The following is a 16,614-nucleotide window of genomic DNA, read 5'->3' on the forward strand; positions in this document are numbered from 1 at the left end:
CGCGTCGGCGAGGTCGAGAAGGTGGTGCCGTCGCGGATGAGGCCGTCGAGGCCGAGGAGCCACCAGCAGAGGGGGAGGTGGACGGCGAGGGTGGCGAGGGTGATGGCGACCAGCAGCTTCCGGGCCCAGCGGCGGTCGCGCAGGAGGAAGGCGGTGCAGAACAGCACCGCGTAGCTGACCGCGATGCCGGCGGCGAACCAGAACAGCACCGCGGGCACCGCGCTGATCCGGCCGTCCAGGATGGACCCGGTCGCGACCAGGGCCGGCACCAGCATCAGCGGGCTGTAGGTGAACGCGGCGACCCGGGCGGTGAGCAGCCAGCCGGTGGCCGGTGGCCGCTTCGGGACGACCTCCCGCCAGGAGATCACCCCGCCCTCGACGACGAGGCCCTTGCGGTGCCGGACCAGGTGCCCGCCGACCGCGTCGGAGCGGTAGAGCAGCGCCACCACCGCGACGCAGAGCGCGGTGAGCACCCCGAAGCCGAGCAGGCCGGGCAGCGGAGGCACCCCCGCCCGGGGCACGACCAGCCGCCCGACCGCGAAGACCGTGGTCACGGCGAGGATCAGCCCGAAGGGCTTCGCCACCGCACGGCCCCGCTTGACGTGCCCGATCAGCACCAGGAAGCCCAGCGAGCGCAGCATCGCCCACCCGGTACGGACGGCGAGCCCGAACTCCTGCTCCGGGGCGTACCAGTAGTTGAGCAGCTCGACCACGACGGTGGCCGCCGCCGTGACGGCGAGCAGGGTGGTCAGCGCCCGGACGGCGGACGGCCGCCGGACCTCGACAGGTTCGGCGGCCGTCCTCATGGCATCCGGTGTTGCCCGGTGCGGGCTTCCGTCACACCTCTACTTCTGCGGCTCCGCGTCGAGCCGGGCGCGCAGCGCGTCCAGCTCGGCCCAGAGGACGCCGGGGAGCTTGTCGCCGAACTTCTCGAACCACTCGGTGACCAGCGGCAGCTCCTTGCGCCACTCCTCCGGGTCGACCTTGAGCGCGATCCGGACGTCCTCCGGGGTCATGTCGAGACCCTCGACGTCGAGCGCGTCCTGGGCCGGCACCATGCCGATCGGGGTCTCGACCGCCTCGGCCCGACCCTCCAGGCGCTCGATGACCCACTTGAGCACCCGGGAGTTCTCGCCGAAGCCCGGCCAGAGGAAGTTGCCCTCGGCGTCCTTGCGGAACCAGTTGACGTAGTAGATCTTCGGCAGCTTGGCCTCGTCGCCGTCGGCGCCCTTGCCCATCTCGATCCAGTGCCGGAAGTAGTCGCCGGCGTGGTAGCCGATGAACGGCAGCATGGCCATCGGGTCGCGACGCACCACGCCGACCGCGCCGGAGGCGGCGGCGGTGGTCTCCGAGGAGAGCGTGGCGCCCATGTAGACGCCGTGCACCCAGTCGCGGGCCTCGGTGACCAGCGGGACGGTGTCCCGCCGGCGGCCGCCGAACAGGATCGCGTCGATCGGCACGCCGTTCGGGTCGTAGTAGTCGTCGGCCAGGATCGGGCACTGGGTGATCGGGGTGCAGAACCGGCTGTTCGCGTGCGAGGAGAGGCTGTCGCTCTCCGGCGTCCAGTCGTTGCCCTTCCAGTCGATCAGGTGCGCCGGCGGCTCACCCATGCCCTCCCACCAGATGTCGCCGTCGTCGGTGAGGGCCACGTTGGTGAAGACGGAGTTGCCGCGGTCCAGCGTCCGCATGGCGTTGGCGTTGGTCTTCCAGTCGGTGCCCGGCGCGACGCCGAAGAGGCCGTACTCCGGGTTGATCGCGTAGAGGCGGCCGTCCGGGCCGAACCGCATCCAGGCGATGTCGTCACCGATGGTCTCGACCTTCCAGCCCGGGATGGTCGGCTCCAGCATGGCCAGGTTGGTCTTGCCGCAGGCGGACGGGAAGGCGCCCGCGATGTGGTAGACCTTGCCCTCCGGCGAGGTGATCTTGAGGATCAGCATGTGCTCGGCGAGCCAGCCCTCGTCGCGGCCCATCACGCTGGCGATCCGCAGCGAGTAGCACTTCTTGCCGAGCAGCGAGTTGCCGCCGTAGCCGGAGCCGAAGGACCAGATCTCCCGGGTCTCCGGGAAGTGCGAGATGTACTTGGTCTCGTTGCACGGCCAGGCCACGTCCTGCTGGCCCGGCTCCAGCGGGGCGCCGATCGAGTGCAGCGCGTGGACGAAGTCGGCGTCGTCGCCCATCGCCTCGAGGATCTTCTCGCCCATGCGGGTCATGATGCGCATCGAGGCGACCACGTACGGGCTGTCGGTGATCTCGACGCCGAACATGGGGCTCTCGGCCTCGACCGGGCCCATGCAGAACGGGATGACGTACATGGTGCGCCCGCGCATGCACCCGCGGTACAGCTCCGTCATCGTCCGCTTCATCTCGGCCGGCGCCATCCAGTTGTTGGTGGGGCCGGCGTCCGCCTCGTCGACGGAGCAGATGAAGGTGCGCTCCTCGACCCGGGCGACATCCGTCGGGTCCGTCCGCGCGTAGAACGAGTTGGGCTTCTTCTCGGGGTTCAGCCGGATCAGGGTGCCCTTGTCGACGAGCTCGTCGGTGAGGCGGCGCCACTCCTCATCGGACCCGTCCACCCAGACCACCCGGTCGGGGGTGGTCAGTTCCGCGACCTCACGAACCCAGGCGAGCAGTTTGGGGTGGGACGTCGGGGCCTGATCGATACCCCGAACAGTAGCCGGAGCAACCATGTCACATCTCCTTGTGGTCGACGCTGACCGATGTATGGGATGCACGAGTTCTGGCGAGCCGGTGCGCCGCCTTCGTGGAAACCTGGGATTGGGCTCAGCGTAAACCGGGCTGCCTCCCCAGTCAGTGGGACTGGTTGTGAAGAACTGCACAAGGTACGGCCACGCTGCGGCATCGCGATCTCTTACCCGCTTTCGCGCGCAGTTTCACGCAAATCTTGCGATGAACCTTCGACGGGCCGGGACATCGCCAACCCCGCGGAGGCACCCGATGCGGGGAAGCGGACCGCCATGACACGAACGACGATTCCGTGATCTGCTCCACAATTCCGCACGGCCCGTTACGCTCCGCTCACGGACATGGGAAACGGTCGGCGGTCACCGGAGGGGGCGCGGCGCGCGTACCCGGCCCGGCGAGCGACGTGCCGGGCCGGCGGACCGCCGACTCGCCGTAGCGGCCGGTCCCCGCAGCGCGCACCCGGTACTCTCGGCGGGTGGCCGCGACGATGACCGGGGACCAACCGGGGGCTCCGCAGACCCGTCGAGGTCTGATCGGCGCCCTCCTCGACCGTTTCGGTCACCTCGTCCGCGAGATGAGCAAGTTCGCCACCGTCGGCGGCTTCGCCTTCCTCGTCGACCTCGCCCTCTTCAACTACCTGGCCAGCGTGCGGCACATGCCGCCGGTGGCGGCCAAGACCGTCTCCACCGTCATCGCGGCCAGCCTGGCGTTCCTGGGCAACCGGTTCTGGACCTGGCGGCACCGCCAGCGCTCCCACCCCGCCCGGGAGTACGCGCTGTTCTTCTTCTTCAACGGGGTGGGGCTCGGCATCGCGGTGGCCTGCCTCGCGATCAGCCGCTACGGGCTCGGCGCCGTCTGGCCCGAGGTGTTCCAGACCCCGCTGGCCGACAACATCGCCAGCTTCATCGTCGGCACCGGCCTGGGGACGCTGTTCCGGTTCTGGTCGTACCGACGGTTCGTTTTCGTCGAGGCGGGAACTCCACCCGTTCCGGCGACGAGCCGCGACCGAGAGTCCGGGGCGTGACCCACCGCCCATCCCGTCCTGCCGGGCCCAGCCGGCCCTGCCCACTGCCCTAAGGTGTTCCGCATGCCTCTTGTCCGTCTGCTGCCCGAGCGCTGGCAGAAGTTCATCCACGAGGCGCTCAAATTCGGCATCGTCGGCGGCATCAACACCGTCATCAATTACGCGGTGTTCAATGCGCTGGCACTCACGGTTTTCCGCGACGGCCAGCTCAAGGCGACCGTCGTCGCGACCATCGTCGCGACGATCACGTCGTATCTGATGAATCGGCACTGGACGTACCGGGATCGGCCCAAGTCGGCACTCCGCCGCGAATACGTCCTGTTCTTCCTGTTCAACGGCGCCGGCCTGGTCATCGAACTCGGCGTCCTGGCCCTGGCCAAGTACGGGCTCGGCGTGAACAGCCTGCTCGCGTTGAACGTGGCGAAGACCGGCGGCGTCCTGCTGGCCACCCTGTTCCGTTTCTGGTCCTACCGGACGTTCGTGTTCCAGCCGGTGCCGAAGCACGCCGAGGAGACCTGGCACACCATCCCGCGTGACGAGTGGGACACCATGGCCGAGATGGACCCGGTGGCCGAACTGGCCGAGTCGGTCAGCGAGCTGGAGGAGACCGAGCCGCCGCTCGGCGAGCGCCGCGTGGGCGACTACGCGCCACAACAGGGCCGCCCCGCACCGGCGGACGCCGGCCTGGGCCGCGCCCTCGGCGCCGACCTCGACGCCGAGCTGGCCGCCGAACTCCAGCCCACCCCACGCCGCGCTCCGCGCCGCTGACTCCGGTCCTGGCGCCTCCGGCGCCCGCGGGCGCGGGCACCGGAGGGCGCAGGGTCAGGCGGAGGGGTCGCGGAGGGGCTTCCCCTCGGCCATGTCGGCCAGGATCTCGCGCATCTCGCCGTCACCCAGGCTGTGCCGGTCGTGATGCGCCTCCACCAGCTCGTAGAGCTTCGTCTGGACCTTGTCGACGTGCGGCACGTCGGTGAGCACCGACTGGCCGCGCTCACCGGCGGACTCGATGGTCAGCGTGCCGCAGCCGAGCAGCCGCTCCAGGAACTTCTGGTGCATGGCGTGGTCGTTGATCCGGGTGAGCGGCAGGTCCCGCCGGTTGCGGGAGAACACCCCCTCCTGGAGCAGCACCCGCTCGTTGGTGAAGAGGTAGTGGGTGGTGCGCCAGACCAGGAACGGCCACAGCCCCAGCCAGAACACCAGCAGCAGGCCGAGCGCGGCGATCACGTAGAGCGCGATCGTGCCGCCGTCGCCCTCGGGCAGCAGGACCCAGCCCGCGACCACCGCCGCGACGGCGAGCACCAGCACCAGGATCGGCCGGATCAGGGCCTTCCAGTGCGGGTGCAGATGCAGCACGACGTGCTCGTCCTCGGTGAGCACGTCTTCGGGGAACGCCACGGGAACCTCCTCGCAGAACAGGACGCGCTGACCGTAACCGGTCGGCGCATCCGTGGGGATCGGCCGCGCGGAGGGTGCTCAGCGCAGGTGCAGCACGTCGCCCGCGGCGAGGCGCAGTTCCCCCTCCGGCCCGTCGACCAGCAACTGCCCGTCCGGGTCCACGCCGGTGGCGGTGCCACGGACCTCGCTGCCGTCCGGGAGCAGCACCCGGACCTGCCGGCCGACCGTGGCGCAGCCGGCCAGGTAGGCGTCCCGCAGGCCGCTGGCGACCGCGTCGCCCCCGGCGTCGCGCCAGCGCTCGTACCACTCGGCGAGCGAGCGGAGCAGGGCGCGCAGCAGCGGGTCCCGGTCGGTGGCCGCGGCACCGGCGAGCTGGAGCGAGGTGGCCGGGAGCCCGGTCGGGTTCTCCGGCAGCTCGTCGGCGCGCAGCGTCACGTTGAGGCCGATGCCGACCACGATCGCCGGCGGCCGGTCCGATGCCGCGCCGGGCACCGCCTCGGCGAGCACGCCCGCGCACTTCGCGCCGTCCAGCAGCAGGTCGTTCGGCCACTTCAGCCGGGCGTCCAGCTCGGCCAGCCGGGCCACCGCCTCGACCAGCGCGACGCCGGCCAGCAGCGGCACCCAGCCGTACCCCGAGGGTGGCACGGGCGACCAGCCGCGCTCCGGGACGGCGTCCCCCGGCCGGAGCAGGACGCTTGTCGCGATGCCGGCCCGCGGCGGCGACTGCCACACCCGGCCGCGCCGGCCCCGGCCGGCGGTCTGCCGCTCGGCGACCACGACGAGGCCCTCCGGCTCGCCCTCCCGCGCGGCGTCCACCACGTCGGCGTTGGTCGAGCCGGTCTCGGCGCGCAGCTCCAGCCGGCGCCAGGGCCCGTGCGGCGCGACCAGCGCGCGCCGCAGCCGGGCCGCCGACAGCGGCGGGCGGTCCAGATCGGTGTACGGCGAGCCGGGCATCCCGCCAGCCTACGGCCCGCACGCCGGCCGGTGGCGGGAAGCGGTGAGGCGCACTGCACAGCGGCACCCACCTGAACCATCGTTATATTCCCTGGGTGACTACCGAGACCGGGATCAACATCCACACGACCGCCGGCAAGCTGGCGGACCTGGAGCGACGGCTCGACGAGGCGGTGCACGCCGGGTCGGCGCGCGCGGTCGAGAAGCAGCACGCGCGGGGCAAGAAGACCGCTCGGGAGCGGATCGAGATGCTCCTCGACGAGGGCTCCTTCGTCGAGATGGACGAATTCGCCCGGCACCGCTCGACCAACTTCGGGCTGGAGAAGACCCGCCCGTACGGGGACGGCGTGGTGACCGGCTACGGGACGGTGGACGGCCGGCAGATCTGCGTCTTCGCGCAGGACTTCACCGTCTTCGGCGGCTCGCTCGGCGAGGTCTTCGGCGAGAAGATCGTCAAGTTGATGGACCTGGCCATGAAGATCGGCTGCCCGGTCGTCGGCATCAACGACTCGGGCGGCGCGCGGATCCAGGAGGGCGTGGCCTCGCTCGGCCTCTACGGGGAGATCTTCTTCCGCAACGTCCGGGCCAGCGGCGTCATCCCGCAGATCTCGCTGATCATGGGGCCGTGCGCGGGTGGCGCGGTCTACTCCCCGGCGGTCACCGACTTCACCGTGATGGTCGACCAGACCTCGCACATGTTCATCACCGGCCCCGATGTGATCAAGACGGTCACCGGCGAGGACGTGGGCATGGAGGAGCTGGGCGGCGCCCGCACCCACAACGCCCGCAGCGGCAACGCGCACTACCTCGGCACTGACGAGGAGGACGCGATCGAGTACGTCAAGGCGCTGCTGTCGTACCTGCCGTCGAACAACCTGGACGAGCCCCCGGTCTTCGCCGCCGACGTGGATCTCGACATCACCGACGAGGACCGGGAGCTGGACACGCTGATCCCGGACTCGGCGAACCAGCCGTACGACATGCACCGGGTCATCGAGCACGTGCTCGACGACGGCGAGTTCCTGGAGGTGCAGCCGCTCTACGCGCAGAACCTGGTGGTCGGCTTCGGCCGGGTCGAGGGGCGCCCGGTGGGTGTGGTCGCCAACCAGCCGATGCACTTCGCCGGCACCCTGGACATCGCCGCCTCGGAGAAGGCGGCCCGGTTCGTGCGCACCTGCGACGCGTTCAACATCCCGGTACTGACCTTCGTGGACGTTCCCGGCTTCCTCCCCGGCACCGGGCAGGAGTGGGACGGCATCATCCGCCGCGGCGCGAAGCTCATCTACGCGTACGCCGAGGCCACCGTCCCGAAGGTCACCGTCATCACCCGCAAGGCCTACGGCGGGGCGTACGACGTGATGGGCTCCAAGCACCTCGGCGCCGACCTGAACTTCGCCTGGCCGACCGCGCAGATCGCGGTGATGGGGGCGCAGGGCGCGGTGAACATCCTCTACCGCTCCGAGCTGGCGAACGCCGAGGACCCGGCCGCCGTCCGGGCCGAAAAGATCGCCGAGTACGAGGACACCCTGGCCAACCCGTACATCGCCGCCGAGCGCGGATACGTCGACGGGGTGATCCCGCCGCACGAGACGCGGACCCAGATCGTGCGGGCGCTGCGGGTGCTGCGCACCAAGCGCGAGACCCTGCCGCCGAAGAAGCACGGCAACATCCCGCTGTAGGGGCGGCTCGCGAGGCCCCCGCCGGACGTCCGGCGGGGGCCTCGGTGCGTCAACAGCCGGGGTTCGCGGCGGCGCACATCCGGCCGGCCGCGGCGCGGGCCAGTTCCAGCAGTTGCGCCTCGGTCACCCTGTTTCCCGGAACGCCGGGACGGAGGGGCTCTCCCGGCACCAGGACGGTGACCAGATCTCCGACCCGGACGATCAGCCTGTCCTCCGGAAGGGGCGTGATGCCGACCGGTTTGCCGGTCGCCGGGTCCAGCGGCACGGAGATGGCGTGCCTGAGCAGGACCGCCTGGTCGCCCGCGAAGTCGCTCGCCGCCACCGTCCAGCGGTGCACCACCGTGGCGGTGACCGTCCCCGCGTCTCCCTGGACCGGGGTCAGTTCCTGCCACGAGGAGCAGGCCGCCACGAGCCGGTCAAGCTCATCGAAGACCCGGGGCGGCGCCCCGGCCGGCAGCCGGTAGACATCCTGACTGACGACCGCCGTCCGGTTCGGGGCGAAGCCCTTCACCGCGACGGTCCCCATCAGGGTCTGCGAGCGGGAGTAGCGGGAGACGGTCTCATCCGCCGGCAGCCCCTGATCCCGCGCGCACGCCCGGAGGACGTCGTCGACCCGGACCGCCTCACCGATGCCCGTGTCACCGAGGCGCTCGTCACTCTTCGCCGGTACGTCGGCCGGGGTCAGCATCGCCTCCACGGGGATCTCCGCGCGCCCGCCGGCCGTGGCAGCCGGGGGTGGCGCCGGAGTTCCGGCCCGGCTCACCCCGACGGCGGAGACCGAGGCGACCGCCAGCACGGCCGCAGCGGCCGCCACCGCCGCACGCCGGCTGCGGCGCCGGGCCGTGGTCCGGATCTCGGCCGGCTCCGGCCAGCGGACCCCCCGCAGGTCCCGCTGCAACAGTTCGACGAATGTCAGGTCGTCACGCATCTGCGGCCTCCTCCAGATCCACGACGGTCAGCAGCCCGGCCAGCGCGGCCCGCCCGCGCGAGAGCCGGGCCTTGACGGTGCCCACCGGCGCCTCGGTCTCCCGGGCCACCTCGGCCACCGGCATCCCGAGCAGGTAGTGCAGCGCGATGGCGGTGCGCTGGGCCTCCGGCAGCCGCCGCAGCGCTGCCACCACCTCCAGCGTTTCGGTGCTCGGCGCGGGAACGCTCTCCGGCACCCCGTGCCGTAGGTAGGCGCGGGCGCGGCTGCGCAGGCTGCGCCACCGGCTCACCGCGATCCGGCTCGCCACCACCCGCACCCAGGCCTCCGGGTCGTCGTACCCGCGCACCGTCGACCAGCGCTGCCAGGCCCGGATGTACGCCTCCTGCACGGCGTCCTGGGCCTCGGCCAGGTCGCCGGTGAGCACGTAGACGAAACCGAGCAGCCGTTGCCGGCTGCCGCGGTAGAACTCGTCGAATCCCTCGCTGTCGGGCACCTGTCACCTCCCCGTGTTCGCAGGGGACACGCCTGGCGTGTGGGGTGCGGTTGCCCGGTCAGCCGACCATTTTCTCCAGCTCGGCGCGGGGGAAGCCGCCGGCCGGGATGTGCTCGTGGACCGCCCGGCGGACGGCCGCCTGGACCGCCGCGTTGGCCGGGGTGGGCACCCCGTGCAGCCGGCCGAGCAGCACGATCTCGCCGTTGAGGTGGTCCGCCTCGGCGGAGCCGGCGCCCCGGGCCAGGCTCTGCCAGGTGGAGCCGCCGGCCCGCTCCTCGCCGCCGACCGGCCGGTGGCGCACCAGGTCGCCCCGCTCGGCGGCCTCCTCCTCGCGGGTCGTGTGCGCGATGCCGGCGGCGGCCAGCGCGGCCTCCCCCTCGGCCCGGACCCGGGCGGCCAGCGGCTCGGGCACGTCCGGGCCGAGCAGCGCCTGGAGCCCGTTGCCGAGGTTGCCGAGCAGCTTGCCGTACTTCCAGCGCATCACGTCGTCGCGGACCGGAGCGACGAAGCCGGCGGCGGTCAGGTCGGCGGCGATCGCGCGGCTGGTGTCGTCCGCACCGGACGGGTAGCGGCCGAGGTGCAGCATCCCCGGGTGCGGGTGCCCGTTCGCCACCACCACGCCGGGTTCCAGGTGGGTGGCGGGCAGCCAGACGCAGACCGGGTGCACCCGGGCGAAGAGCCGCAGCGCGGCCGGCTCGTTGGCGACGCCGTTCTGGGCCAGCACGACGGGCAACCGCTCGCCCGCCGTCCCGCCACCCTCGACCGGAGTGTCCACCCAGGTCGTCAGGGCCGCCGCGGTGTCCTGCGACTTGACCGTGAGCACCAGCACGGTGTCCGGCGGCAGTTCGCCCTCCGGCCCGGCCATCGCGGGCAGCCGGCTGGTGACGGTGCCGTCCGGCGTGCGCAGGGTCAGGCCCCGCTCCCGGAGCGCGTTCAGGTGCGCGCCGCGGGCCACCAGCGTCACGTCCCGGCCGGCCTCCCCCAGCCGTACGCCGATGGTGCCGCCGACCGCGCCCGCCCCGATGATCACGTATCGCACGCGTCCGATTCTGCCCCGCGCAGCCTCGCGGCGCTCCGTCACCGGCGGGGTGCCGCTCAGATCGTCAGTCCGGCGTCGGTGAGGATCGGGCCGGCGAGCAGCAGCGCGCCGGCGCCCAGCGCGGCCAGGCTGACCAGCAGGAACACCGTCACCCAGAACAGCGGCGGGAAGGGGGTGAGCCGGGCGAGCTGGTCCGCGTCGGACTCGGGCATCCGCCCCCGGCTGCGCAGCCGTTGCAGCTCGAACACCGGGCGGACGCCGCCGACGAGCAGGAACCAGACCGACGTCCAGGCGAACGCCGCCTGCACCTGCGGCGAGGCGTACCAGGAGACGGCGAGCACCACGCCGCCGGTGACCAGCAGGGACAGCACCCCGAAGACGTTGCGGATCATCACGAGCATGGCCAGCAGCAGCGCCACCGCCACCCAGAGCAGCAGGGTGATCCGGTTGCCGGCGAGCAGCCACGCCCCGGCGAGGCCGAGCAGGGACGGGGCGACGTACCCGGCGAGCAGGGTGAGGATCATCCCCGGGCCGGTGGGGCGGCCGGCGGAGAGGGTGAGCCCGGAGGTGTCCGAGTGCAGCCGGATGCCGCGCAGCCGTCGGCCGGTGAGCAGGGCCATGAGGGCGTGGCCGCCCTCGTGCGCGATGGTCACGGCGTTGCGGGCGATCCGCCAGGGCAGCCGGGTGGCGACCACCGCCACCGCGACGACGGCGGTGAGCAGCACCAGCAGCGGCGGCGGGTCGGGCTGGGCGCCGAGCAGCTTGTCCCAGAGGGTGGTGAGGCCGTCGATCAGGGGCATGGGCGGGGAGCCTACCGGCCTGAGCTGTGTCGTTCGACCGCCGCGGCCTCGTAGGCCGTGAGACTGATCGGGTGGCGATCGGATCGGGAGGTGAATGCCGGTGAGTGCCGCTCCGCTGGAGCCGTTCGGGCAGCACGTCGGCCTCTGGACCGAGGCCGACTACCTCGCCCTGGGCGAGACGCCAGACCGGATCGAACTGCTCGACGGGAGCCTGATCGTGAGTCCTGCCCCCAGCCGGCGGCACCAGCGGGTGGCGCGACGGCTCGCGAACAGCATCGAGACGCCATCGCCCGGATCCCGTGGTATCTGCTGGTGGAGCAGGACGGCGAAAGCCATTCGCTGCGGCTGCACCGGCTGGACGATGAGCACTACGTCGAGGACCGGGTCGCCAAGGCCGGCGAGACCCTGACCCTCACCGAGCCCTTCCGGTGGGCGATCGACCCGAGCACCCTCCGCTGAACCGCCCCGCACCGGTTCGCGGGGCGACGACGATCGTCGATGAAAAATTCTTTAAGCCCTCTTGTGATCTAGGGCAGTAACCTCCAAAGATAGGCGTCAATCATTGGACGTCCCTGGAGGCAACAATGGCTCGTACCAGACTCTCCGTGCGCCGGTTGCTCGCCGCCGGCCTCACCGTCGCCGCCACCGCGGTGATGGGCCTCGTCGCGACCGCCGGACCGGCCGCCGCGGCCACCACCCCCGGCATTGACGTCTCCCGCTACCAGGGCACCATCAACTGGACCAGCGTGCGGAACGCCGGCATCCAGTTCGCTTTCATCAAGGCCACCGAGGGCACGAGCTACAAGGACCCGAACTTCAACGCGAACTACGTCAACGCCTACAACGCCGGGGTCATCCGCGGGGCCTACCACTTCGCCCGGCCGAACATCTCCTCCGGCGCGATCCAGGCCAACTACCTGGCCAGCAACGGCGGCGCCTGGTCGGCCGACAGCCGCACCCTCCCGGCCGCCCTCGACCTGGAGGCCAACCCGTACAGCGGCGGCTACTGCTACGGCCTGACCACCACCGGCATGCGCAACTGGGTCCAGGACTTCCTCAACACCTACCGGTCCCGCACCGGCCGGTACGCGGTCATCTACACCACCACCAGCTGGTGGAACCAGTGCACCGGCAGCTGGACCGCCCCGTGGGCCAACCACCCGCTCTGGATCGCCCGCTGGTCCAGCACGGTGGGAACCCTGCCGGCCGGTGCCCCGTTCTGGAGCTTCTGGCAGTACACCAGCACCGGCAGCGTCTCCGGCATCAGCGGCAACGTCGACCGCAACTACTGGAACGGTGACCGGACCCGGCTGATCGCCCTGGCCAACAACACCTGACCGTCCCCCCTCGGTCGCCAGTCGGCGGCAGCGGGATCGGCTACGACCGAGGTCGATAGCTGGTCCGGCTGCCGCCACTGCCGTCGTACCGCCCGGGTCACGCCCTGCGTCGCGAGGCGACCGGCACGGGGACCGCGCCCCGCCCGGCCAGGGTGGTCCGGCGGGCCAGCCGCCACGTCGCCACACCCGCGACGGTGAGGGCGACGACACCGAGCACCGCGACCGGCGCGGAGAGGCCGGCGCTGACCAGCAGCAGGACGACGTCCCCGAGCGCGACCAGCATCCACAGTGCCAGCCGGGGGCCGGTGTCCTTGTGTCGGTAACCCATGTCGTTCCTCCTTCCGTCGTCGCGGTCTCAATACCCCCGAGGACGGAAGGCCATGCGAGTCAGTTTCGCAACGGCGGAATTCCCTGGATCAGTTCACCCGATCGGGCTTGAAGCCCTTGGTGATGGTCTCCCAGTTGGCCAGGTTGGCGTCCCAGGCGTTCGCCGGGACCTCCCAGCGCAGCGCGAAGCCCCGGTTGCTGGCGGTGGCCACGCCCCGGTTGCGCACGTGGAAGCGGGTGCCGCCGTTGCGCGTCTCCAGCCAGTCCCAGTCGGCGCAGGTGCGGTAGTAGTCGCAGCGGGTGATCCCGACCAGCTTGTAGTTGTCGACGTAGTTCCGGCGGCTCGACTCCTGCGCCTGCCAGTCGGCGTACGCGTCCTTCTTGGGCGAGGAGGTCCACTGGATGAACAGCACCCGCCGCGCGCCGCCGGGCTCGTAGAGCACGACGCTGTCGGAGCGGACGCGGGCCTGCCAGCCGTCCGGGATCGGCACCCGGAACCCGGTCGGACCCTCGTAGTAGCGCCAGCCGGCGGGCAGCGCGCCGGCGGGCGCCGACGCGGACGTCGAGGCGGACGCCGACGGGGTCGCGCTGGGCGCGGCGCTGCTCGGCGCGGCCGAGGTCGGCGCGACACTGGCCCCCGGCGCGGGCGGAGCCGCGGCCGACGAGGTGGCGGCGCCCTGCTGCCCGCCCTTCCCGTCGTCGTCACCGGAGTTGAGCAGCGGCACGGCCACCGCCAGGCCGACCAGCAGCACCGCGACCAGCGCGCCGATCAGCAGGTTGCGCCTGTTGCGCTCCGGCTTCGTGCCCGGGATCACCGCTGCCCGGCCGGTCGACGGCGCCGGGCTGACCGGCTCGGCAAGCACGGAGGTCGGGTTCTTCGGCGGGGCCGGCGGCTCCACCACCGGCTCGCCGTCCAGCCGCGTCTCGTCCAGGGCCGGATCCGTACCGTCCACCCGGGTCTCGTCGACCACCGGCGCGGCGTCGAGCTTCGTGGTCGGTTCGGCCACCGGCGGGGCCACCTTCGCGGTGGGCGCGACGTCCGAGCCGGCCGGCACCTTGGCGGTGGCGTCGGCGGTCGCCGCGGCACCGGCGACGGCGGCCGCGGCGGACGTACCCCCGTCGGGCTTGCGGGGCGCCGGCGGCACCGGCCGCTCGGCCTGCTCGTCGGCCGGACGCGGCGCCGGCACCAGCGGCGGCCGCGGTCCGCGCGGACCGTTCGGCCCAGGCCGGCGTACGCCGTCCAGCAGCGAGATGCCCTTGGCCCGCCGCCCCGCGGCCTTGCGCAGCATGCGCTCCGCGACCTCGGCGGTGATCCGCTCCTCGGGGTCCTTGCGCAGCAGGCCCTGGAGCACCGGCTTCAGCGGCCCGGCGTTCTTCGGCGGCGGCAGCGGCTCGGTGGCGAGCGCCGCCAGGGTGGCGATCGCCGACGGCCGCGCGTACGGCGACTTGCCCTCGACGGCGGCGTAGAGCGTGGCGCCCAGCGACCAGAGGTCGGCCTCCGGCCCCGCCGTGCCGTCCTTCGCCCGCTCCGGCGCGATGTACGCGGGCGAGCCGAGCACCATGCCGGTGCGGGTGACGTTGGGGTCGCCCGGGATGGTGGCCAGGCCGAAGTCGGTGAGCACCACGCGCCCGTCGTTGCCGAGCAGCACGTTGCCCGGCTTCACGTCGCGGTGCATGATGCCGGCCTTGTGCGCGGCCTTCAGCGCGCCCAGCACCCCGAGACCGATCTCGACGGCCTTCGCCGCCGAGACCGGGCCGTCCTCGGCGATGGTGTCCTGCAAGGACCTCGACGCCACGTATTCCATGACGATCCACGGATCGCCGTCGGTGCGCAGCACGTCGAAGATGCGGACCACGTTGATGTTGTTGAGCCGGGCGATGGCCCGGGCCTCCCGCAACGAGCGCTCCCGCATCTCGCGGCGCTCCTCCGGCGTGAGGCTGGGCGGTGGAACGAGTTCCTTGATCGCCACGTCGCGGTGCAGCACCTCGTCGCGCGCCTTCCACACCCGACCCATGCCGCCCTGGCCGAGCGGCGAGATGAGCCGGTACCGGTCGGCAACGAGTTGGGGAAGCGCGTTAGACATCGCTGAGACCGTACCCGGCAGCCGCGACCCGTACACCGGCGGCACGCCACTGTGCGGTGAAGGTCAAGTTCTGGACGCGTACCCTGTCGGCATGTCTGCCGAAGAGCCGCTGTTCCGGATCGTCCGCGGCGTGCCCACCGCCGAGGAGCTCGCCGCCCTGGTCGGGGCCCTCGTGGTGCGGACCCGCCCGGCTGCGGCCACCGCGCCGGCCGCCGTGTCGCAGTGGGCGCGCAGCGCCCGCCCGGCCGGCGCGGCGCCGGTCGCCGGCCCCGGCGCGTGGCGCGCCTCCGGTCTTCCCCGCTGACCCCGCCCGGGCACGCCGACCGCGCATCAGGACTGCCGGGTTCCGCGAGGAGCCGTTAACCTCACTCAGGGAAACCGTGCGGTGACGGGCAGGGAGGGTCGATGATCCCGGAGGACAACCAGCCGGCCGGTTGGCTGCGTGACTACGGCGGCATCGAGGCCGACATCCGACAGATGCGCGAGTTCGCCGACCGGCTCCAGGACGAGGTCAGCCGCAACTACGCCCCCCACCTGTCGTACATCGCCGACGACATGAAGGCGCCGGTTCCCAACCCGGCCGACGCGTTCATCGAACTGGTCCAGTTCCTCCAGGCCCACCACGAGACCCAACAGGCCACGGTCAGCATGGTCTGGGACCTGGCCCCCGCCACCGGCCGGCTGGCCGGGGCCGCCGGCCACATAGCGGCCACGTACGCGGACTCCGACGCCTTCTCCTCGGCCCGGGTCGACGACGTCGAACGGGCCCTGGCCACACCGTCCGCCGCGACCGCCCGCCCGGTGCCGCCACTGACCGACCCGACCGCTCCCGAGCAGGGGCGGGTGGTCCTGCCGTGATCGAACGGGGCAGCGGACGCACCTCCGGGCTCACCGACTGGCGCCTCATGGACGTGCTCAGCATGTGGGCGTGCCTCCAGGACCAGGACACCACCGGCCAGTGGAAGCAGGTCGCCGGCTGGCGCAAGGTCTGCGACCTCGCCCTGGCCCACCTGAGCCGGCTGCGCGAATACCGCCGCGGGCTCGCCGAGGCGTGGCCGCCGGAGACGAACGCCGCCGCGCGGGCGTACCTCGGGGAACTCGACCAGCTCATCGACAAGGTGCAGCGCACCCACGACGCCGCCGCCGCGAACTACGACGCGCTCGCCGCCGCCGCCCGCGCCATCGGCAGCACCCGCGCCGAACTCGAACCGCTCCACGAGGAGTACGCGGAGAAGGTGCGGCAGAAGCGGGCGTACGAGGCGATCGTCGCCGACCCGAAGGCGGTGGCGGGAAGCCGGCTGCCGGAGAAGCCGCCGGTGACGGACGCCGATCTTGAACAGTTGAACGTGCGGGCGCGCGGGTTGATGACGGGATTGAGCAACGAACTCCAACAAGCCCAAGTCATGCTCCGCCAACCTCCACCGCGTCCAAAACTGCCGCGACAAACCGATGACGCAGACATCTACGGCAATGCAGCACCGGTGATTCCACCCGTTCTCCCTGTACCCGTGGCCGCGTCCGACTCTCCGCACCGCCAATCCGCCACCGCAATCGGTCCACCGACTTCTTCTCCCGCTGCCACCGCCGGCCCGGTGCTCGGTAGTGCTGGCGCTGGCCTAGCCACCGCGCCCTCTACTGCGCAGAGCGGGCCGCTTACGTTGCCCCCTGCAGCCCCTACCGCCGGTGGCCCCCATCCGACGCCGCTGACACCGAGCACTGGCCCGATCGGCCGACCAAGCTCTGCCGCCCCTCAACGATCAAGCTCTGCTAGACCTACACCTCAGAGCCCTGGCGGCCTGCCGCACCCATCGCCGCCACGATCACTCCCACCGGGAGGACTAATCGGCGGTA

General features: G+C 72.1%; 17 protein-coding genes and 1 pseudogene. 8 read left to right on the top strand and 10 right to left on the bottom strand.

Features of this window, described 5'->3' with window-relative positions:
- Both ACW0Q9_RS20370 and ACW0Q9_RS20375 read right to left on the bottom strand, forming a co-directional pair.
- The coding region (locus tag ACW0Q9_RS20370; protein WP_456183614.1) for a hypothetical protein at nt 1-806 on the bottom strand (806 nt) is incomplete at its 3' end.
- Nucleotides 807-845: 39 nt separating this feature from the next.
- Nucleotides 846-2,687 carry a phosphoenolpyruvate carboxykinase (GTP) gene (locus tag ACW0Q9_RS20375; protein ID WP_456183616.1) on the bottom strand — a complete coding sequence of 614 codons (1,842 nt, stop codon included), beginning with the start codon at nt 2,685-2,687 and terminating at the stop codon, nt 846-848.
- 503 nt (nt 2,688-3,190) lie between these two features.
- Between ACW0Q9_RS20375 and ACW0Q9_RS20380 the strand changes: the two genes are divergently transcribed.
- Entirely contained in the window at nt 3,191-3,727 is a 537-nt protein-coding gene (locus ACW0Q9_RS20380; RefSeq protein WP_456183644.1) for a GtrA family protein, read from the top strand.
- A gap of 63 nt (nt 3,728-3,790) precedes the next feature.
- Nucleotides 3,791-4,495 carry a GtrA family protein gene (locus ACW0Q9_RS20385; protein ID WP_456183618.1) on the top strand — a complete coding sequence of 235 codons (705 nt, stop codon included), beginning with the start codon at nt 3,791-3,793 and terminating at the stop codon, nt 4,493-4,495.
- 54 nt (nt 4,496-4,549) lie between these two features.
- On the opposite strand, the gene ACW0Q9_RS20390 is transcribed toward ACW0Q9_RS20385, so the two are convergent.
- Both ACW0Q9_RS20390 and ACW0Q9_RS20395 read right to left on the bottom strand, forming a co-directional pair.
- Nucleotides 4,550-5,122, bottom strand: a complete 573-nt coding sequence (locus ACW0Q9_RS20390) for a PH domain-containing protein (protein ID WP_456183620.1) — start codon at nt 5,120-5,122, stop codon at nt 4,550-4,552.
- A gap of 78 nt (nt 5,123-5,200) precedes the next feature.
- A complete protein-coding gene (locus ACW0Q9_RS20395; protein ID WP_456183622.1) occupies nt 5,201-6,076 on the bottom strand; it encodes a biotin--[acetyl-CoA-carboxylase] ligase in 876 nt (291 codons plus the stop codon).
- 95 nt (nt 6,077-6,171) lie between these two features.
- Between ACW0Q9_RS20395 and ACW0Q9_RS20400 the strand changes: the two genes are divergently transcribed.
- Nucleotides 6,172-7,755 carry an acyl-CoA carboxylase subunit beta gene (locus ACW0Q9_RS20400; protein WP_456183624.1) on the top strand — a complete coding sequence of 528 codons (1,584 nt, stop codon included), beginning with the start codon at nt 6,172-6,174 and terminating at the stop codon, nt 7,753-7,755.
- A 49-nt stretch (nt 7,756-7,804) separates the two neighbouring features.
- Here ACW0Q9_RS20400 and ACW0Q9_RS20405 read toward each other — a convergent pair whose 3' ends face one another.
- The 4 genes from ACW0Q9_RS20405 to ACW0Q9_RS20420 are packed head-to-tail and all read right to left on the bottom strand — an operon-like array spanning nt 7,805 to nt 11,015.
- Nucleotides 7,805-8,683 (bottom strand): hypothetical protein, encoded by an 879-nt coding sequence (locus tag ACW0Q9_RS20405; RefSeq protein ID WP_456183626.1) that lies wholly within the window; start codon nt 8,681-8,683, stop codon nt 7,805-7,807.
- Entirely contained in the window at nt 8,676-9,176 is a 501-nt protein-coding gene (locus tag ACW0Q9_RS20410) for a SigE family RNA polymerase sigma factor (RefSeq protein WP_456183628.1), read from the bottom strand. Before ACW0Q9_RS20410 ends, ACW0Q9_RS20405 begins: the two co-directional genes overlap by 8 nt.
- A 58-nt stretch (nt 9,177-9,234) precedes the next feature.
- Nucleotides 9,235-10,215, bottom strand: a complete 981-nt coding sequence (locus ACW0Q9_RS20415; RefSeq protein ID WP_456183630.1) for a ketopantoate reductase family protein — start codon at nt 10,213-10,215, stop codon at nt 9,235-9,237.
- 56 nt (nt 10,216-10,271) lie between these two features.
- Nucleotides 10,272-11,015, bottom strand: a complete 744-nt coding sequence (locus tag ACW0Q9_RS20420) for a M50 family metallopeptidase (RefSeq protein ID WP_456183632.1) — start codon at nt 11,013-11,015, stop codon at nt 10,272-10,274.
- Nucleotides 11,016-11,109: 94 nt separating this feature from the next.
- Between ACW0Q9_RS20420 and ACW0Q9_RS20425 the strand changes: the two are divergent.
- Both ACW0Q9_RS20425 and ACW0Q9_RS20430 read left to right on the top strand, forming a co-directional pair.
- Nucleotides 11,110-11,474 (top strand): annotated as a pseudogene (locus ACW0Q9_RS20425) (hypothetical protein).
- A 125-nt stretch (nt 11,475-11,599) separates the two neighbouring features.
- Complete coding sequence (locus tag ACW0Q9_RS20430) at nt 11,600-12,352, top strand: GH25 family lysozyme (protein ID WP_456183634.1); 753 nt, start codon at nt 11,600-11,602, stop codon at nt 12,350-12,352.
- Nucleotides 12,353-12,449: 97 nt separating this feature from the next.
- On the opposite strand, the gene ACW0Q9_RS20435 is transcribed toward ACW0Q9_RS20430, so the two are convergent.
- Both ACW0Q9_RS20435 and ACW0Q9_RS20440 read right to left on the bottom strand, forming a co-directional pair.
- On the bottom strand, nt 12,450-12,680 hold the full coding sequence (locus tag ACW0Q9_RS20435) for a hypothetical protein (RefSeq protein WP_091314056.1): 231 nt from the start codon (nt 12,678-12,680) through the stop codon (nt 12,450-12,452).
- Between the two features lie 88 nt (nt 12,681-12,768).
- Nucleotides 12,769-14,763 carry a serine/threonine-protein kinase gene (locus ACW0Q9_RS20440; RefSeq protein ID WP_456183636.1) on the bottom strand — a complete coding sequence of 665 codons (1,995 nt, stop codon included), beginning with the start codon at nt 14,761-14,763 and terminating at the stop codon, nt 12,769-12,771.
- 91 nt (nt 14,764-14,854) lie between these two features.
- Between ACW0Q9_RS20440 and ACW0Q9_RS20445 the strand changes: the two genes are divergently transcribed.
- The 3 genes from ACW0Q9_RS20445 to ACW0Q9_RS20455 form a co-directional block, all read left to right on the top strand.
- Nucleotides 14,855-15,067, top strand: a complete 213-nt coding sequence (locus ACW0Q9_RS20445) for an acyl-CoA carboxylase subunit epsilon (RefSeq protein ID WP_456183638.1) — start codon at nt 14,855-14,857, stop codon at nt 15,065-15,067.
- 101 nt (nt 15,068-15,168) lie between these two features.
- The gene (locus tag ACW0Q9_RS20450) at nt 15,169-15,621 is read left to right on the top strand and encodes a hypothetical protein (protein ID WP_456183640.1); all 453 of its coding nucleotides are present in this window, start codon (nt 15,169-15,171) and stop codon (nt 15,619-15,621) included.
- Nucleotides 15,618-16,614 (top strand): hypothetical protein (locus ACW0Q9_RS20455; RefSeq protein WP_456183642.1); only part of this gene is annotated, 997 nt, incomplete at its 3' end. The genes ACW0Q9_RS20450 and ACW0Q9_RS20455, both read left to right, overlap by 4 nt.

The organism is Micromonospora sp. I033 (assembly GCF_053890995.1).